Annotated in this window: 13 protein-coding genes; 12 read left to right on the top strand and 1 reads right to left on the bottom strand. The window is 69.3% G+C overall.

The window, feature by feature from the left end:
* Nucleotides 1–210 precede the first annotated feature (210 nt).
* Nucleotides 211–1,389, top strand: a complete 1,179-nt coding sequence (locus tag ABZY89_RS19060) for a CoA transferase (protein WP_355229699.1) — start codon at nt 211–213, stop codon at nt 1,387–1,389.
* A gap of 76 nt (nt 1,390–1,465) precedes the next feature.
* Nucleotides 1,466–2,485, top strand: a complete 1,020-nt coding sequence (locus ABZY89_RS19055) for a LacI family DNA-binding transcriptional regulator (protein ID WP_355229697.1) — start codon at nt 1,466–1,468, stop codon at nt 2,483–2,485.
* 40 nt (nt 2,486–2,525) lie between these two features.
* On the opposite strand, the gene ABZY89_RS19050 is transcribed toward ABZY89_RS19055, so the two are convergent.
* A complete protein-coding gene (locus tag ABZY89_RS19050) occupies nt 2,526–5,291 on the bottom strand; it encodes a hypothetical protein (protein ID WP_355229695.1) in 2,766 nt (921 codons plus the stop codon).
* 246 nt (nt 5,292–5,537) lie between these two features.
* Between ABZY89_RS19050 and ABZY89_RS19045 the strand changes: the two genes are divergently transcribed.
* The 10 genes from ABZY89_RS19045 (at nt 5,538) to ABZY89_RS19000 (ending at nt 17,554) form a co-directional block, all read left to right on the top strand.
* A complete protein-coding gene (locus ABZY89_RS19045; protein WP_355229694.1) occupies nt 5,538–6,872 on the top strand; it encodes a hypothetical protein in 1,335 nt (444 codons plus the stop codon).
* A gap of 102 nt (nt 6,873–6,974) precedes the next feature.
* The gene (locus tag ABZY89_RS19040) at nt 6,975–7,943 is read left to right on the top strand and encodes a sugar ABC transporter permease (protein ID WP_355229693.1); all 969 of its coding nucleotides are present in this window, start codon (nt 6,975–6,977) and stop codon (nt 7,941–7,943) included.
* Complete coding sequence (locus ABZY89_RS19035; RefSeq protein ID WP_355229691.1) at nt 7,943–8,893, top strand: carbohydrate ABC transporter permease; 951 nt, start codon at nt 7,943–7,945, stop codon at nt 8,891–8,893. Before ABZY89_RS19040 ends, ABZY89_RS19035 begins: the two co-directional genes overlap by 1 nt.
* Nucleotides 8,893–9,993, top strand: coding sequence for a Gfo/Idh/MocA family oxidoreductase (locus ABZY89_RS19030; RefSeq protein ID WP_355229689.1), 1,101 nt, complete (start codon nt 8,893–8,895; stop codon nt 9,991–9,993). The genes ABZY89_RS19035 and ABZY89_RS19030 overlap by 1 nt, the downstream gene beginning before the upstream one ends.
* Before the next feature lie 19 nt (nt 9,994–10,012).
* The gene (locus tag ABZY89_RS19025) at nt 10,013–11,167 is read left to right on the top strand and encodes a CaiB/BaiF CoA-transferase family protein (RefSeq protein ID WP_355229687.1); all 1,155 of its coding nucleotides are present in this window, start codon (nt 10,013–10,015) and stop codon (nt 11,165–11,167) included.
* Nucleotides 11,164–12,333 (top strand): extracellular solute-binding protein, encoded by a 1,170-nt coding sequence (locus ABZY89_RS19020; protein WP_355229685.1) that lies wholly within the window; start codon nt 11,164–11,166, stop codon nt 12,331–12,333. The genes ABZY89_RS19025 and ABZY89_RS19020 overlap by 4 nt, the downstream gene beginning before the upstream one ends.
* Nucleotides 12,330–12,803 carry a MaoC/PaaZ C-terminal domain-containing protein gene (locus ABZY89_RS19015; protein ID WP_355229683.1) on the top strand — a complete coding sequence of 158 codons (474 nt, stop codon included), beginning with the start codon at nt 12,330–12,332 and terminating at the stop codon, nt 12,801–12,803. Before ABZY89_RS19020 ends, ABZY89_RS19015 begins: the two co-directional genes overlap by 4 nt.
* Nucleotides 12,800–14,098, top strand: coding sequence for an L-fuconate dehydratase (locus ABZY89_RS19010; protein ID WP_355229681.1), 1,299 nt, complete (start codon nt 12,800–12,802; stop codon nt 14,096–14,098). The genes ABZY89_RS19015 and ABZY89_RS19010 overlap by 4 nt, the downstream gene beginning before the upstream one ends.
* Nucleotides 14,095–14,988: an amidohydrolase family protein gene (locus ABZY89_RS19005; protein WP_355229679.1), complete on the top strand. Its 894-nt coding sequence runs from the start codon at nt 14,095–14,097 to the stop codon at nt 14,986–14,988. The genes ABZY89_RS19010 and ABZY89_RS19005 overlap by 4 nt, the downstream gene beginning before the upstream one ends.
* A gap of 163 nt (nt 14,989–15,151) precedes the next feature.
* On the top strand, nt 15,152–17,554 hold the full coding sequence (locus ABZY89_RS19000; protein ID WP_355229677.1) for a glycoside hydrolase family 95 protein: 2,403 nt from the start codon (nt 15,152–15,154) through the stop codon (nt 17,552–17,554).
* Nucleotides 17,555–17,595 lie beyond the last annotated feature (41 nt).

Raw genomic sequence — 17,595 nt, 5'->3', positions numbered from 1 at the left:
CACCGCCTCCGCGAACCGGCGGTTGGCCTCGCGCATACGATCGAGGTCCCGCTCTCCCAGCTTGCATCCCGAGTCGGCAGCGCCCTGCCGGCTCGGCCGACGTACGTGACGCCTCGGCCGACGCAGGCGACGCCTCGGCACTTCTTGCTCTCCGTGCGGGCGGACCCGTACTATTGCGCAAACGATTGATCGCGCGATGGGGGAGTGGCGATGCAACCGGAGGATCTGCCTCTCGCCGGGACCGTGGTCCTGGACTTCAGCCAGTTCCTGGCGGGCCCGGTCGCAGCGCTTCGGCTGGCGGATCTGGGCGCGCGGGTGATCAAGGTCGAGCGGCCGCACACCGGCGAGATCGGTCGGACGCTTGCGTTCGCAGGTCGCTCGGCGGCGGGGGACACGCTCTCGTTCCATGCGATGAACCGCAACAAGGAGGCGGTCGTCGCCGACCTCAAGGACCCGGCGGACCTGGCTCGGGTGAAGGACCTCGTCGCTCGCGCCGACGTCATCATCGAGAACTTTCGGCCCGGGGTCATGGAACGCATCGGCCTCGACTACGCGAGCGTGCGCGAGCTCAATCCGGGGCTCGTCTATGCGAGCGCCTCGGGCTACGGCGACACGGGACCCTGGGTGAGCCGACCCGGCCAGGACCTTCTTGCCCAGGCGGTGTCAGGGGCGACGTGGCTCGCCGGTGCGGACCGGCCGATGACGATCGGGCTCTCCCTCGCGGACCACCTGATGAGCTGCCACCTCGCCGAAGGCGTGACCGCACTGCTCGTACGCCGGGCCAGGACCGGCCGGGGCGGGCTCGTGGAGACCAGCCTGCTCGAGGGCATGCTCGACCTGCAGGCGACGCTTCTGACGCGACCCGAGGGCGAGGATCTGGCGGGCTCGCCCCGTCCGATGTCCGCCTGGACCCCGACCGGGATCTACGCCACCAAGGACGGCTACGTCGCGCTGTCCGGCGCACCCCTCGACCTGCTCGCGACCACGCTGGGCGACGCCGAGCTGACCCAGCTCGCGGCCACCGGGGAGTGGGAGAAGCAGCCCGACCGGGTGAACGACCTGATCGCCTCCGCTCTGGGACGTGACACCACGGCCGCCTGGCTGGACGCACTGCCTGCGCAGGACGGGCCGAGCTGGTGGCTGGCTCCGGTGCTCACCCTCGAGGAGCTGCTCGCCTCACCGGAGTTCGCTGCGCTCGAGATGACCCAGGAGGTCGAGCGCTCGGCCCCGGAACCGGGCGGCACACCGGTGACCCTGAAGACCACGCGCAGCCCCATCCGCGTCGACGGCGAGATCCTCCGTCGACGTCGGGGCGCACCTCGGCTCGGTGAGCACGGCATCCTGAGCGAGGGAGCCGACCCGCTCGGGGGTGACCCGCATGGCCGGTGACGGCCAACCGGCTCCTGCCACGCCGGAGTCGCCGAGTCCCAAGCCGCCGCTGCCGGGCAGAGCTAGGCTGCGGCCCATGGCCACCCTCGGCGATGTCGCAGCCCTTGCCGGTGTCTCGATCTCAGCTGTCTCGCGGGTGCTCAGCGACGCGCCGTCGGCCCGGGTGAGCGAGGCGACCCGCGAGCGGATCGTGCAGGCGGCCAAGGACCTGCACTACCGCCCCAACTTCGCCGGTCGTGCCCTGAAGTCGGCGCGAACCCAGGTGGTCGGTCTGGTGGTGCCCGACCTGACCAACGCCCTGTTCACCGAGCTCATGCACGGAGCCGAGGACGAGGCCGCCGCGAGGGGCTACACCCTGCTGCTCGGCCGCGCCGACGACGTACGTCCCGGGGGCGAGATGATCGCCCGGCTCATCGGTGAGGGACGCGTGGACGGCATGGTCATCCAGGTGGGCGACGGTGTCGCGCCGGCGGGGATGGGGGAGCTGTTGGCCTCGGGCGCTCCGATTGTGCTGATCAACTCCACCTATCCGGGACACGTCGGCTCGGTCGCCCTCGACGACCGCACCGGTGCCCGGATCGCCACCCAGCACCTGATCGACCTCGGCCACGAGAGGATCGCATTCGCCAACGGTCTTCCCCGGTCGTTCACGGCGAAGCGACGCCGGGTGGGCTACAAGGAGGCCCTTGTCGAGGCCGGGCTACCGGTCCGGCAGGACTACGAGACGCGGGTCGGCTACACCGCCGACAACGGCCGCACCGCCCTGCGGCGGCTGATGGAGCGGGACCCGAGGCCCACCGGGATCGTGGTCGCCAACGTCAACGCCGCCATCGGTCTCCTCGCGGCCGCCCGAGCCGACGGGATCCGTGTCCCCGAGGACCTGTCCGTGGCCACCGTGCACGACTCCTGGACCGCTGAGAACACCTGGCCACCGCTGACCGCGGTCAAGATGCAGTTCTACGACATGGGCCGCGCGGCCGTACGCAGCGTCGTCCGCCGCATCGAGACCGGTGAGATGGCCGACGAGATGATCACCGACCCCGCCCCGGAGCTCATCGTGCGGGAGTCCACGGCGCCACCGCGCCGGGCCGTCTGAGAACTCGAGGCCGAGCTCTCAAACGACCCAGCCGCGGGGCTCAGGGCTCCCGTACGAACGTGACGTAGCTGGATCCGCCCTGACCTGAGACTCCCGAGTTGCCGCCGAGCGTGAGCGTGCCGGCCGGCACCTCCTTCCGGAAGAGCACCAGCTGCCGGTCGGTGGTGCCCACCGTCGACGACGTACGGGTCCAGCCGCCGTCGGTGAGCCACTGCGGCCACCACACGTTCTCGCCGCGATCGTCGAACGCGACCCACACCGTGGTGGGCTCGGAGATCTCCAGGGTGAGGTACTCGTCGGAGACGACCTTGGAGTCGTCGTTGGCGCCCCTCACCATGACCGTCCCGGCGAGCTCGTCCGGCAGGTCGCTGACCACGTACGCGCGATCGACGTAGATCGGCGCACCTTCCTGCGCGCGCAACATTGCCCGCAGCTTGCTCGGGGCGAGCACACTCACGGTGTCGCTGACCACCTGAGGCGTGCTCGTCGCGACGCCGTACGTCCTGGCGCCCAGCTCCAGCGGGGCCTGGGCGGCAGAGCCGCCGAGCGGCACGAAGCGATAGCTCGCGCCGGCCGGCGCGACCCGGTAGGACGCACCCTCGGTGGTGGCGAACCGAAGGACGCCTCCCGAGCCATGCTCGACGAGCCGGCCGCGAGCGTCCCGCACCTCGACCCGCTGACCGGGCCACGGGTTCGCCACCTCGATCCGGTCCTGGCTCCCGGCCTCGATGCCGACGAGCGTGGGCTCACCGCTTTGGACCTCGACGTCGACCCGGTGCCCGCCCGGGATCTGGACGGCCCCGGTCACGCTCCAGTCATCCGGGATCGCGGGCGCGATCCGTACCGTGCCGTGGTCGTCCTGCACGAGGGCGTCCTGGACCGTGGAGGCGACGACCGCGTTCCAGGTGTCGTAGAAGCCACCGCCGCGCAGCGGGTCGTGGTTCTTGCTGTGTGCGGCGAACCCGTTGTCGAACACCTGGAAGTCGCTCGTACCCTGCTCGAGCAGGTCGACCATGTCATCGGAGCGGTGCAGCCATGCGGCCTGCTGGGCGTCAGAGGCCCACTCCCGGGTCTGGTCGAACACGCGCGTCGTGAAGGTGTCGTGGGCGATCTGGTCCTCTGCGCCGACCACTCGCCACGGCCAGATCGCCTCGAGGTCGGGGTTCTGGGTGTTGTGGTCCTCCTCGTCGGTCGCGGACCAGGCGATCACCTCCTTGCCGTCGCGGACCGTCGTCGGCAGCTCGGGAAGCCGCGGGATCGCCGCCTCGATCTGCTCGGCGAGACGCAGGTTCCCGTGCTCCTTCGTGACCTCGGCCAGGAACGGGAAGATCGTGCGCATGCCCGCCACGTCGGGCGTCGGGTCGGTCGTGTCCCACTGCGTCTCCAGCGCGTTGACGTGGTGCAGGTGCAGCCGCCCGTCGTCGCCCTCCTCCAGGACCGAGAGGTAGAACTCGGCGACGCCCTCGAGCAGCGGATAGGCACGGTCCAGGAGCTCGCGGTCGCCGGTGTAGTCGGACTGGAGACGGACGTTCTCGACCAGCTCGGCCCCGGTCGAGAGGATGCGGTTGAGCCATGACGGCTCCATCGCGCTCACGCATGCTTCGGCGGTGCCGTCGTACACCAGGAACTCGGGGACGCAGATCCCGTCGGCCTCCGGCCAGTTCGCCTTCGTCCACGCCTTCATCTCCTCGATCCGGTCGAGGTAGAGGTCGAAGTACGGGGCGTTCTGGTCGGCGGTGTCGGCGCCCAGGTTCGCCCACACCGGCTGCCTCAGGTTGAAGTGCCACCAGGCGTCCGAGGACCAGTGGATGTCGTCGCGGTACGACGACCACAGGCTCGTCACCCCGCCGTGGCTGGCCGGCACCGCGGCGCCGCTGGAGGCCTTCGCGACGTAGAGGTGCATGGCCCGGAGCGCCTCGAAGTAGCGGGCGGACCCGTCGGGGCTGTCCAGGCGCATCGGTGCCGCGCCCTCCCAGTAGCGATGCCACTCGTCCAGGTGGTCCTGCTGCGGGTGCGACGGAACCCGGGTGGCGGTCGCGGCCGCGCGGGCCACGTCCTCGCCGGTCCAGGACGGGACGCCCAGCACGATGCGGAAGCGTCCGTCAGCACCCGGGCGGAACTTCAGCCGTACGCCGAGCTCGTCGACGACCTCGGCCCGCACATCGCGTGCCTGGGCGGTCACCGCGGCCAGCTGCCCGGTGGAGCGGGCGTTCGACTCGTCGGTGAAGGTCTCCGCGACGACAGCAGTGTCACCGTGGGCCCATACGGTCGGCGTACGGCCCTCCCACAGGCCGAGCTCGGCGGTCTGCTGCTTATCGGGGTCGGCACCGTCCACCTCGACGATGAGCTGGTCGGAGTCGGCGCGCACGTAGCTGCGCACCGTCATGCCGTTGCCGCGTTGGGTGAGCGTCGCGTCGTGCAACGAGAGGCGACCGCGATAGTCCTCGGCGGAGGAGAGGCCGTAGAGGTCTGGCAACACCAGCTGGCCGGCCGACTTCAGCTCCGGAAAGGTGTCGCCACGATTCAGCTGAGCGGTCCAGCCGTTGGCTGCCCAGACGCCGGCGCCGAGCTCGCCGTTGGCGAGCGGCACGGCTTGGTCGGCGCGCCAGGGTGCTGTGGCGAGGACGAGGTCGGAGCGCGACAGCAGGTCCGCGGTGTCGACCCGGAGGGCGTCGTGGAGCCAGGCGGAGGTGGTTCGCGATGCCGCGGGCGTCCCGTCGGCTGCATTCGCGGGGGAGGCGGCGAACAGGGTCGCCAGCATCGTCAGCAGTGTCGTCAAGGTGACCAGGGAACGAGTGGTACGCATGGTCCTTCTTCCCGAGCCGGCTCGCCGTCGGGTGGGTGTCGGCTCGCAGTGAGATCAATCGTTTGACTTGCTCAATCGTTTGAGTGACGCCGATCACTTTGACGTCGTCAGCCGCGGATCGTCAAGGCCTGCGAGGAAGATCCACTCAAACGATTGACCACCCGCAGGGATCTGCTCTAACGTTTGAGCAGTGGTCTGCGTCACACTGCACCCCGCTCGGGACACATCGTCGAAGGAGCCATGTCCATGAAGCGAAATCCACTCGGTTCACGTCACCGGGCGGCCCTGGTGGCCGCCGTGACCCTGCTGACAGCCGCGGTGCTGAGCGCCTGCGGCTCCGGCGGAGGAGATGATGCCGCGGGCGAGAAGACTGACTCCGGTGGCGCGATCACCGTCTGGGTCGACCCGCCGCGAGTGCCTGCCGCGAACGCCTTCAAGAAGGCGTACCCCGACATCGACATCAAGATCAACCAGATCGACGGGACCGTCGGAGGCAAGTCTCTCCAGCAGCAGTTCGCCCAGTTCAACGAGGCCGGACAGGGCTGGCCGGACGCCATCTTCTTCCCGTCCAACGACGACATCGCCTGGGCCTCCGGTGCGCAGATCGACTACACGCTCGACCTGAGCGACCACCTGCCCGACGTGCTCGACGGCTACGAGGGTTCGATCAACTCCGCCTGCGAGATCGACGGCCAGGTCCGGTGCCTGCGCAACGACGCGGCCCCCGACGTGTTCTGGTACAACAAGGCCTTCTTCGACGCCAACGGCTATGAGGCGCCGACGACCTGGGAGGAGTACGGCGACCTGGCCATCCAGATCGCCAAGGAGCACCCGGGCAAGATCAGCGGCTTCACCGGCGACGCGTACGCCCCGGACCGCTATCTGTGGGGGTCGGGCTGCCCGACCAACGACCGACAGTCCGAGACCGTCGTCCACATCGACACCGCCGACGCCAAGTGCACCCGAGCGGTAGACCTGATCGGCACGATGCTGGAGGGCAAGGCACTCTCGACCGTCGGCATCTTCGATCCGGACGCGGCCAAGGTCGGCAAGGACCTGGTCATGAGCCCCGGCGCTGCGTGGTGGGGCGACTACCTCTTCAACCAGACCTGGAAGATCCCCGCCGGTGAGATGACCGCCGTGGAGCCTCTCGCGTGGGACGGTGAGAGCGAGCCCTCCACCGGCAACGAGGGCGGGGGCCTCTGGGGCGTCTCGAACCACATCACGGGCAAGCAGCTCGAGAACACGCTGAAGTTCGCCGAGTTCGTCGCCACCGACCCGAAGTGGCAGGTCGAGCTCTCCACCGGTCTGCCGGCGTACGGTCCCGTGCAGGACGCATGGGCGGAGAAGCAGGCCAAGGCCAACTACTTCGCCGACAACGAGGCCACGTTCGAGGCGATGAAGAAGGCCAACGACTACGTCGTCGACGGCCACGCCTACATGCTCTACAACACCGGAGCGGTGTGGACCGAGACCATGGCCGCCGCTCTTGCCTCGGGAGGCGACGTCGACCAGGCCTGGACGTCCTTCGGGGACGAGCTGGTCAGCCAGGCGAAGGCGATGGGCTACACGGTCGAATAGCACGGCCGCGCACGAGCAGCTTCGGCCCGGTACCGGGCCGAAGGGACGCCATCCCAGTCACATCGGGGCCTCACGGTGGCCCGGACACATCGGAGGAGCAACATGTCGACCGCCTTGATGGAGGACGTCGCCACCTCGCCGCCTGAACCGGGCGCGCGGCGTCGTCCCCGGCGACGCGTCGCGCGGCCCAGCGAGACGCGTGGCGCCTGGGTGCTGATGGCGCCCTACCTCGTCCTGCTGATGATCGCGGGCATCATCCCCGTCGCGTACGCGATCAAGACATCCCTGGAGAAGGCGCCGACGCCGCTGGACCCCAGCGGGGGCTTCGGGGGCGTGGACAGCTTCAGGACCGTCGTCACGGACTACCGGTTCGTCGACACGTTCGTGAACATCTTCGCGACACTGGTGGTCTGGCTTCCGATCATGACGATCGGCATCGTCGGGCTGGCCCTGCTGGTCCATGCCAGTCCCGGATGGTTCGGGTCGTCGATGCGGTTCGTCTACTACATCCCCGGGGCTCTGGCCGGCGTCGCCAACCTCGTCCTCTGGGTCTACCTGCTCAACCCGAGCCAGTCCCCGATCGAGGGGTTCTGGCAGGCGCTGGGCGTCGACACCATCAAGCAGGCGGTCGCCGGCCCCGGGAATCTGCCGTTCATCCTGGCCGCGATGATGTTCTTCCAGGGCGTCGGGCAGTGGGTCATCGTGGTCAACGGCGGCCTCAACGGGATCTCGGAGGAGACGCTCGAGGCGGCGCGGCTGGACGGTGCCAACGAATGGCAGCTGGCCTGGCACGTCAAGCTGCCGATCATCCGGCCGTGGATCGGGTACGCCGTGCTGATGAACCTCGCCTACGGGTTCCAGCTGTTCCTCGAGCCACAGCTGCTCGACCAGGTCGCCAGCAACGCGCTGGACGATCATTGGACGCCCACCCAGCTGGGCTATGCCTTCGCCTTCAGCAACTACAACTTCCCCGCAGCCGCCGCGATGTCGCTGATCCTGCTCGTGATCACGCTGGGGATCGGCCTGCTGGTCGTCTTCAGAACCGGCCTGTTCGGTGAGGAGGAGCACTGATGAGCCAGACCACCGTGGCCGGGCGCCGAGCGCCCGGGGCGAAGCGAGGCATGTTCGACTGGAGCGTCGGCAAGACTGCTCGCGTCGTCACGATGCTGTTCGTCGCGTGCATGTTCGTCCTGCCGATCACCGGCTTCATCGCGATGGCGTTCCGCTCCAACGAGGGCGTCGCCTCCGGGGCCGGCGGACCGTTCGGCTTCGGCGACATGTCCTGGGACAACGCGCAGTACAGCTGGTCGCAGGTCAACGGTTTCGGCCCCGGCGGCGGCGGGCTGTACACCCGCTGGCTGCTCAACACGCTCGCCGTGGCCGGCGGGGGCGCGCTGCTGGCGGTCGTCGCCGCTCTACCGGCGGGGTACGCGCTGGCCCGGCTGAGGTTCCGCGCCCGCCGGCCCGTCCTGCTGATCACCCTGATCACGATGGTGATGCCGAACACCGTGCTGGTCATCCCGATCTTCCTCGAGGTGAACGCCATCGGCGCGGTCGGCGAGCTCTGGCCGGTGGGGCTGATCATGGGCTTCTTCCCGTTCGGGGTCTACCTGGCCTACATCCACTTCATGACCACCATGCCCCAGGAGCTCGTCGAGGCAGCCCGGATCGACGGTCTCGGCGAGGTGTCGATCTTCTGGCGGGTCGCGCTCCCGATCTCCCGCCAGGCCGCGGTGCTGGTCGGCTTCTTCGCCTTCGTCGCCAACTGGATCAACTTCTTCCTGCCGCTGGCGCTGCTCTCCTCCAACCAGAACAACCAGACCCTCCCCGTCGGGCTGCAGCAGCTGATCGGCGCGAGTCCGCTGTTCAACCCGACCGTCGCCGCCGGGCTCGACGTGAAGCTCTACATGCCGCAGCTGGCGCTGGCGACCTTCATCTCGATGCTGCCGCTGCTGATCGTCTTCCTCGGCGCGCAAAAGTTCCTGATGCGGGGCGAGACGATGGGGGCGGTGAAGGGCTGATGGCCCCGCATCCACCACCGGAGTTCGACCCGCACCCTGGCTACTCGGCCGAGCTGCCGAAGACCCCGCGCCCGATCGTGCTCGTGGGCGCCGGCGGGATCGTCCGAGACGCTCACCTGCCAGCGTACGCGAAGGCGGGGTTCGAGGTCGCCAGCATCACCGACCTCGTCCCCGAGCGGGCCCGGGACCTCGCCGAACGGTATGGCATCCATGCCATGCACGAGAGCGTCGCGGACGCGGTCCGGTCGGCTCCGGCCGACGCGGTCTACGACGTCGCCCTTCCGCCCGAGGCGCACGTCGAGGTCCTCGAGCAGCTGCCCGACGGGGCTGCCGTCCTGCTGCAGAAGCCCTTGGGAAACCACTTGGCCGAGGGAGTCCGCACCCGCGAGGTGTGCCGGCGCAAGGGCCTCGTGGCGGCGGTCAACACCCAGCTCCGGTTCGCGCCGTACGTCGTAGCTGCCCGCGAGCTCATCGCTGCCGGCGCGATCGGGGAGCTCTACGACCTGGAGGTCCGGGTCTCGGTGCGGACCCCGTGGGAGATGTTCCCGTACGTGCTCGATCTGGACCGGCTCGAGATCAACATGCACAGCGTCCACTACCTGGATCTGGTGCGTTCCTTCCTGGGGGATCCGACCGGGGTCCACGCCGTCACCGTGCGCCACCCCGAGAAGTCTCACGCCAACAGCCGCTCCGACATCGCGCTGAGCTACGGCGAGCGACCGATCAGGGTGGTCGTCTCCACCAACCACGACCACCACTACGGGCCCCGGCACGAGGAGTCCTTCGTCAAGTGGGAGGGCACCCGCGGCGCCATCCGTACGCAGCTCGGTCTGCTGCTGGACTACCCGCGCGGGGGTGAGGACTCGCTCGAGCTGGTCACCGACGACCGGCTCGACGACGGCTGGCGACCGGTGCCGTTCGAGGGGTCCTGGTTCCCCGACGCCTTCATCGGCTCCATGGCCGTGGTCCAACGCTTTCTCGAGGGGTCGATCCCGTCTCTGCCCACCGGGGTCGAGGACGTCTTCCGCACCATGGCGGTCGTCGAGGCGGCGTACACGGACGCAGCCCGCGGCGGAGAGCCGCCGGCGTATGACCAGTGACCATCTGAAAGGAACGCCGATGAGTGGCACCCGCCTGCGCGCCTCCGACCTGCCTCTGGAGGGCGTCACGGTCCTGGACTTCAGCCAGTTCCTGGCCGGTCCCGTGGCGGCGCTGAGGCTCGCCGACCTGGGCGCCCGGGTCATCAAGATCGAGCGACCCGCCGGGGGAGACGCGGGCCGGAGCCTGGCCTTCGCCGGGCGGACGGTGAACGGCGACAGCCTCTCCTTCCACGCCATGAACCGGAACAAGGAGAGCGTGGCGGCCGATCTGAAGGATCCCGCCGACCTCGAGCGCGTACGCGGACTGGTCGCGGAGGCCGACGTGATCGTCCAGAACTTCCGACCCGGAGTGATGGAGCGGATCGGTCTCGACTACGACTCCGTCCGGGCGCTCAACCCGAGCATCGTCTACGGCAGCGTCACCGGGTACGGCGGCGTCGGCCCGTTCCAGGACCGGCCGGGACAGGACCTGCTCGCCCAGGCGATCGCCGGGCTGCCCTGGCTCAACGGGTCGGCCGATGACCCACCGGTCCCCGTCGGGCTCGCGGTGGCCGACCACCTCGCCAGCTGTCACCTGGCCCAGGGCATCACCGCCCTGCTGGTCCGGCGGTTCCGGACCGGCAAGGGCGGGCTGACGGAGACGAGCCTGATGGAGTCCCTGCTGGACCTGGAGTTCGAGCTGCTGACCACGCGGCTCAACGACCCGTCGGTCGAGGTCCGCCGCAAGGGACCCCGGTCGGCCCACGCCTTCCTCTCGGCTCCCTACGGCATCTACCCGACGAGCGACGGCTACCTGGCCATCGCGATGAACCCCGTGCCCACCATCGGGCGGCTGCTCGGGCTCCCCGAGCTGGAGTCGATGACCGACCCGCAGACCTGGTGGGACCGGCAGTCGGAGATCGAGCAGGCGATCGGTGACCGTCTCCGGAGCGACACCCGGGATGCCTGGCTGGCCGTCCTGGACGCCGAGGACGTGTGGTGCGCCCCGGTGCTCACCCTCTCCGAGCTCGTGGAGCACAAGGGTTTCGAGGCCATCGCGATGACCCAGCAGATTCGTCGTGACGGCCTCACCCTGACGACCACCCGCAGCCCGATCCGCATCGACGGCGAGCGGCTGACCAATCCGCGCCCGGCTCCACGCCTGGGCGAGCACGACCTCGAGGGGGACCGATGACCGTCCTGCACGGCATGACCTGGGAGCACCCGCGTGGCTACGACTGCCAGGTGGCGGCCTCCCAGGAGTACGCGCGCCGGACCGGGGTCGAGGTGCGCTGGGAGTTCCGCTCTCTGCAGGCGTTCGCCGACGCGCCCCTGGCCGAGCTGGCGGAGCGCTTCGACCTGATGGTCATCGACCACCCGCACGTGCCCCTGGCCGTCGCCGAAGGGGTGCTGGCGCCCCTGGACGGCGCCGGGTTCGACGACGAGCTGGCCGCCCTGGCCGCCGATGCCGTGGGCAGCAGCCATGCGTCGTACCGCCATGGCGGGCGCCAGTACGGCCTGGCCACGGACGCCGCCGCTCAGGTGGCTGCGTACCGCCCGGGCCGCCTGCCGATTCCGCCCCGCAGCTGGGAGGAGGTGCTCGACCTGGCGGCCGAGGGCAGGGTGCTCTGGCCCTGCAAGCCCATCGACGCCTACTCGACGCTGTGCACCCTGGCGGCCAACCGCGGGACGCCGGTCAACGCCGAGCCCGGGAGCTTCCTGGCCGAGGAGGATGCGCTGAGCGTGCTCGACCTGATGCATCGGCTCTGCGAGAAGGTGCCGTCGTGGTGCCTGGACGCGAACCCGATCGAGGTCGCCGAGGCGCTGGCGGCCGACGCCGCCGAGCCGTGGGCCTACGCGCCGCTGATGTACGGGTACAGCAACTACTCCCGGGCCGGGTTCCGGCCACATCGCCTCACGTACGTCGACATGCCCTCAGGTCCGCGAGGGGTGTCCGGCTCGCAGCTCGGAGGCGCCGGCGTCGCCGTCTCGGCCCGGTCGAGAGATCTGGACGCGGCCCGAGCGTACGCACTCTGGGTCGCCTCGCCGGAGGTCCAGTCAGGCATCTACTACGACGCCGGTGGCCAGCCCGGCTACGCCTCGTCGTGGGACGACGACCGGCTCAACGAAGACTCCTGGGACTTCTTCCGTGGCACCCGGGCGACCCTCGAGGGCGCGTGGGTGCGGCCGCGTACGGCCGGATATCTGGAGTTCCAGGACACCGTCTCCCCGTGGGTGACGGAGGCGCTGGCCGGCCGGATGACCGACGCCGAGCTGGTCCGCCGGGCCGGTGAGCTCGCCGAGCGCCTGCTCGTCATGGAAGCCGACGCCTACGGCGTCGAGGAAGGAGCATCCCGGTGAGAGTCGAGGAACGCTGGTTCGAGGACTACGTGGTCGGGGAGTCCCGGACCACCCTGGGACGCACGATCACCGAGGCCGACATTGTCCTGCACGCCGGCCAGACGGGCGACTTCTTTCCGCACCACATGGATGCGGAGTGGATGGCCACCCAGCCGGCGGGACAGCGGATCGCGCACGGGACGCTGATCCTCGCGGTCGCGGTCGGGATGACGGCCACCGACATCAACCCACAGTCCATGTCCTACGGCTACGACCGGATCCGGTTCATCGGTCCGGTGTTCATCGGCGACACCATCACCGTCACCGCCGAGATCACCGAGACGTCGCAGCACCGGAAGAAGCCGGACGAGCTCGGGTACGTCCACGAGCTCGTCACCGTCACCAACCAGCGTGGCGAGACGGTGCTGGTGCTGACCCACCTCTACCTCGTCAACAAGCGCGACCCATCTCCACAGGAGGATCCCTCGTGACCCGTATCACCGCCGTCGATGTCACCGATGTCCGCTTTCCGACCTCTGTGTCGATGGACGGATCCGACGCCATGAACAAGGACGGTGACTACTCGGCGACGTACGTCGTGGTGAGCACCGACGACCCGGAGCTGTCCGGCTTCGGCTTCACCTTCACCATCGGGCGCGGCAACGACATCTGCACCCTGGCGGCGCAGCGCCGCGGCGAGCCGTTGGTCGGGCGCGAGGTGAGCGATGTGGTGGGTGACCTGGGCGGGGTCTACCGGGATCTCGCCTCGGACTCGCAGCTGCGCTGGCTGGGCCCGGACAAGGGGGTCGAGCACCTGGCCCTCGCCGCGGTCATGAACGCGGTCTGGGATCTGGCTGCCCGGGAAGCCGGCAAGCCGCTGTGGCGACTGCTGGCCGACATGACTCCCGAGGAGCTCGTCGACGTCGCAGATCTGACGTACCTCAGCGACGCCCTCACCCGGGAGGAGGCCCTGGACATCCTTCGTGCCGGCGTTCCCCACCGCGAGGAGCGGATCCGGCACCTGGAGGAGACCGGCTACCCCTGCTACACCACGTCGGCTGGCTGGCTGGGCTACTCCGACGACAAGCTGCGCAGGCTGGCCGCCGAAGCGGTCGACTCCGGCTACACGCACATCAAGCTGAAGGTCGGCGCCAACCTGGAGGACGATATCCGGCGCTGCGAGATCGCCCGGGAGGTGATCGGCTGGGACGCGAAGCTGATGATCGACGCCAACCAGGTCTGGGACGTGCCGCAGGCCATCGAGTGGGTCAACGCGCTGGCCCGCTTCGAGCCGTGGTGGATCGAGGAGCCGACCAGCCCTGACGACATCCTCGGCCACGCCGCGGTCCGCAAGGCGGTGGCCCCGATCGGTGTGGCCACCGGTGAGCACGGCATGAACCGGGTGCTCTTCAAGCAGATGTTCCAGGCGGAGGCCATCGACTTCTGCCAGCTCGACTCCGCGCGGCTGGCCAGCATCAACGAGATCCTCTCCGTCTATCTGATGGCGAGGAAGTTCGACGTCCCCGTCTGTCCTCATGCCGGCGGCGTCGGCCTGTGCGAGCTCGTGCAACACCTGTCCGTCTTCGACTACGTCGCCGTCTCGGGCACGCTCGAGGACCGGGTCACCGAGTTCGTGGACCATCTCCACGAGCACTTCACCGACCCGTGCATCGTCGAGAACGGCGCCTACCGGCTGCCGTCCCGGCCCGGCTACAGCGCGGAGATGCATCGCGCGTCGGTGGCGACCTACGCCTATCCGGACGGCAGCTACTGGGCGAACCGGTGACGTCTCAGATGATCATCGACAGCCACCAGCACGTCTGGGATCTCTCCCGCTCGCCCTACCCGTGGCTCGGTCCCGACGTGCCCGAGTACAACCGGACGTTCACCTTCGACGAGGTCCAGCCGCAGCTGCGGGCGCAGGGAGTGGACGCGACCGTGCTGGTCCAGTCCGACGACCACGACGGGGACACCGACCTGATGATCGAGGTCGCCGACCGACATCCCGAGGTGGTGGGGATCGTCGTCTACGTGCCGCTCGACCGGCCGGACCTGGCCGCCGAGCGGCTGGAGTCGCTGCGCGGAGACGACCGGGTGGTCGGCGTACGCAACCTGATCCACAACATCCCCGATCCCGATTGGATCCTCCGTCCGGATGTCGCCGAGGGGCTCGGGCTGCTGGAACGGCTCGGGCTCACCTACGACCATGTCTCGGTGCTGCCACGGCACCTCGAGCACGTCGTGACACTCTCCGAACGGCATCCGGACCTGCGGATCGTGATCGACCACCTCTCCAAACCACCGATCGGCGAGGCCGAGCGGGAGCCGTGGTGGAGCCTCATCGAGCGGGTGGCGGAGAACCCGAAGGTGTTCGGCAAGGTCTCCGGGCTGTACCCGGGTGCGGTCCCCGACGGTTGGACCGTGGCCGGCATCCAGCCCTTCGTCGACCGGGCGGTAGAGGTGTTCGGCCCGAGCCGGCTGATGTACGGCGGAGACTGGCCCATCTCCACCGCCGCAGGCGGCTACGCGCGGGTCTTCGCCGGGCTCCGGGACGCCTTGGCCGGTCTGTCGAGCGACGAGCGCGAGGAGATCTACGCCGGCAGCGCGCGGCGCTTCTACGGGCTCGACGAGCAACGGCTCGCGGCCGCGGAGGCGTCGGCTCGGGAAGTTCTCTGACCCGTCAGAGATCAGATCATTTGCTTCGGCCTGACTGGTCGACAAGGCCGACTCCGGCCAAAACTGCCTTGAATCTCAGCAAGCATCGACATGACGTGTGATGTCTATTACATTGAAACAACCGATGTTTGCCCCATGGTGGGCGTGAGTCAGGAGGAAGCTGATGGTGGACTTCACGAGACGACGGGTGCTGCAGGCAGCCTCGGCGGTGGCCGGTGGTGCCCTGGTGCAGCCGGTCGTGACCCAGGCGGCCGCGGCCGCCGACGAGCCGGAGACCAATCCCCTCGAGCTCTGGTATCGCCAGCCGGCGCAGGAGTGGCTCCAGGCGTTGGCGATCGGCAACGGCAGGATGGGCGCGATGGTCTTCGGCGGGGTGGCCAGCGAGAAGCTGATGCTGAACGAGGACTCGGTCTGGGCCGGTCATCCGCACAGCTACGACCCGCCTGGCGGAGCCGAGGCGCTCCCCGAGATCCGCAGGATGATCTTCGAGGACAACTGGGTGGGCGCCCAGCGTCTCGCCGACAAGGAGTTCATGGGACGGCCCAGTGAGCAGGCCTTCTACCAGCCGGTCGGTGACCTGCTGCTCGAGTTCCTGGGTCTCGACGGCGAGCCCACGACCTACCGGCGCTCGCTCGACCTGCGGACCGCGACCGCGATCTCGGAGTTCGAGGTCGGCGGCGTGCGCTACCGCCGCGAGTCGTTCGTCAGCCACCCGGACCAGGTGATGGTCGTCCGCCTCACCGCGGACCAGGCCGAAAAGGTCTCGTTCAACGCCACCTTCCAGTCGCCGCAGCAGAGCGACGTGCAGCCCCACGATGCGCGGACGCTCGCTCTGGAGGGCATCAGCGGGGCCACGGAGGGGATGGAGGGCGCGGTCCGTTTCATCAGCCTCGTCCGCGCCGAGACCGACGGCGGCACGGTCCAGTGCGCCGATACCCAGCTGCGGGTGCGCAACGCCACCTCGGTGACGCTGCTGCTCACGATGGCGACCAGCTACCGCAACTACGCCGACGTGAACGCCGACCACGTACGCCGCGCGGAGAAGCCCCTCGAGGCGGCCACCGGGCGAGGCTACGGCCAGCTGCGTTCGGCGCACGTGCGGGACTATCAGAAGCTCTTCGGCCGGGTCGACATCGACCTCGGCACCTCCGCCGCGATCGAGAAGCCGACCGACGAGCGGGTGGCGGTGTTCCGTGACGGCGGCGACCCGCAGCTGGCTGCGCTGTGGTACCAGTTCGGGCGCTACCTGCTGATCTCCTCCTCCCGGACCCCGGGCCAGCCGGCCAACCTGCAGGGCCTGTGGAGCTACAAGATGCAGCCCGAGTGGCAGTCGAAGTACACCCTCAATATCAACGCGCAGATGAACTACTGGCCCGCCGGCCCGGCCAACCTCGCCGAGTGCTGGGACCCGATGTTCGCGATGACCGAGGAGCTCGCGGAGGTCGGACGGAACACGGCCAAGCAGATGTGGGGCTCGGACAAGGGCTGGGTCGCGCACCACAACACCGACGGCTGGCGAGGCACCGCTCCGGTCGACTTCGCCTACTACGGGGTCTGGCCGATGGGCGGCGCCTGGCTCTCGCTGTTGTTCTGGGAGCGTTACGAGTACACCGGCGACAAGGCGAACCTCGCCGAGCACTTCCCGACGCTGCGGGGCGCGGTCGAGTTCTTCCTCGAGACGATGGTGCGCGACGAGCAGTCCGGCTACATGGTCACCTGCCCGTCGCACTCGCCGGAGATCAAGCACCACGAGCAGGACGACGAGGGCGTCAGCATCTGCGCCGGCCCGACGATGGACTGCCAGATACTGCGCGACCTGTTCACCGCGTTCGAGAAGGCAGCCGAGGCGCTCGGTAAGCACGACCCGCTCGTCGCACAGGCGGTGGCCATGCGGGATCAGCTGCCGCCCAACCAGATCGGCTACCTGGGCCAGCTCCAGGAGTGGCTGATCGACTGGGAGGAGGCTGCCCTGGAGCGCAGCCGCCACGTCTCCCATCTGTGGGGCGTCTTCCCCTCGGACCAGATCAGCCCGCTGCGTACGCCGGAGCTGGCCGACGCCGCCCGCAAGGCGCTCGAGCTGCGCGGCCCGGCGGTCACCACCGGGTGGTCGCTGGCGTGGAAGATGAACATCCGCGCGCGCCTGCTCGAGCCCGAGAACGCCTACCTCCACGTCCAGCACATGCTGCACCCGTCCCGGACGGCGCCCAACCTCTTCGACCTGCACCCGCCGTTCCAGATCGACGGGAACTTCGGCGCCGTCTCCGGGATCACGGAGATGATCATGCAGAGCCACTCCAGCGAGGTCTTCCTCCTGGCGGCGCTGCCGGCGGCATGGCCGGAGGGGAAGGTACGTGGCCTGCGCGCCCGCGGTGGCTTCGAGGTCGACCTGAAGTGGGCCGACGGCAAGGTCGAGGTGGCACGGATCCGGTCGCTGCTCGGCAACCGGCTCCGCCTTCGTACGCAGCAGCCGGTCAAGGTGGCGGGGACGGACGTCTCCCGCCCGGAGGAGAACGTCGTCGAGTTCGGCACCAGGCGGGGCAGCACCTACACCGTGGTTCCGCGCTAGGACCCAACCAAGGCCGGCCGCGGGTGAGCCCGCGGCCGGCC

This window comes from Nocardioides sp. NPDC006303 (assembly GCF_040613175.1).
Taxonomy (GTDB): domain Bacteria; phylum Actinomycetota; class Actinomycetes; order Propionibacteriales; family Nocardioidaceae; genus Nocardioides.
This window is presented reverse-complemented; position numbering and strand designations above follow the sequence as displayed.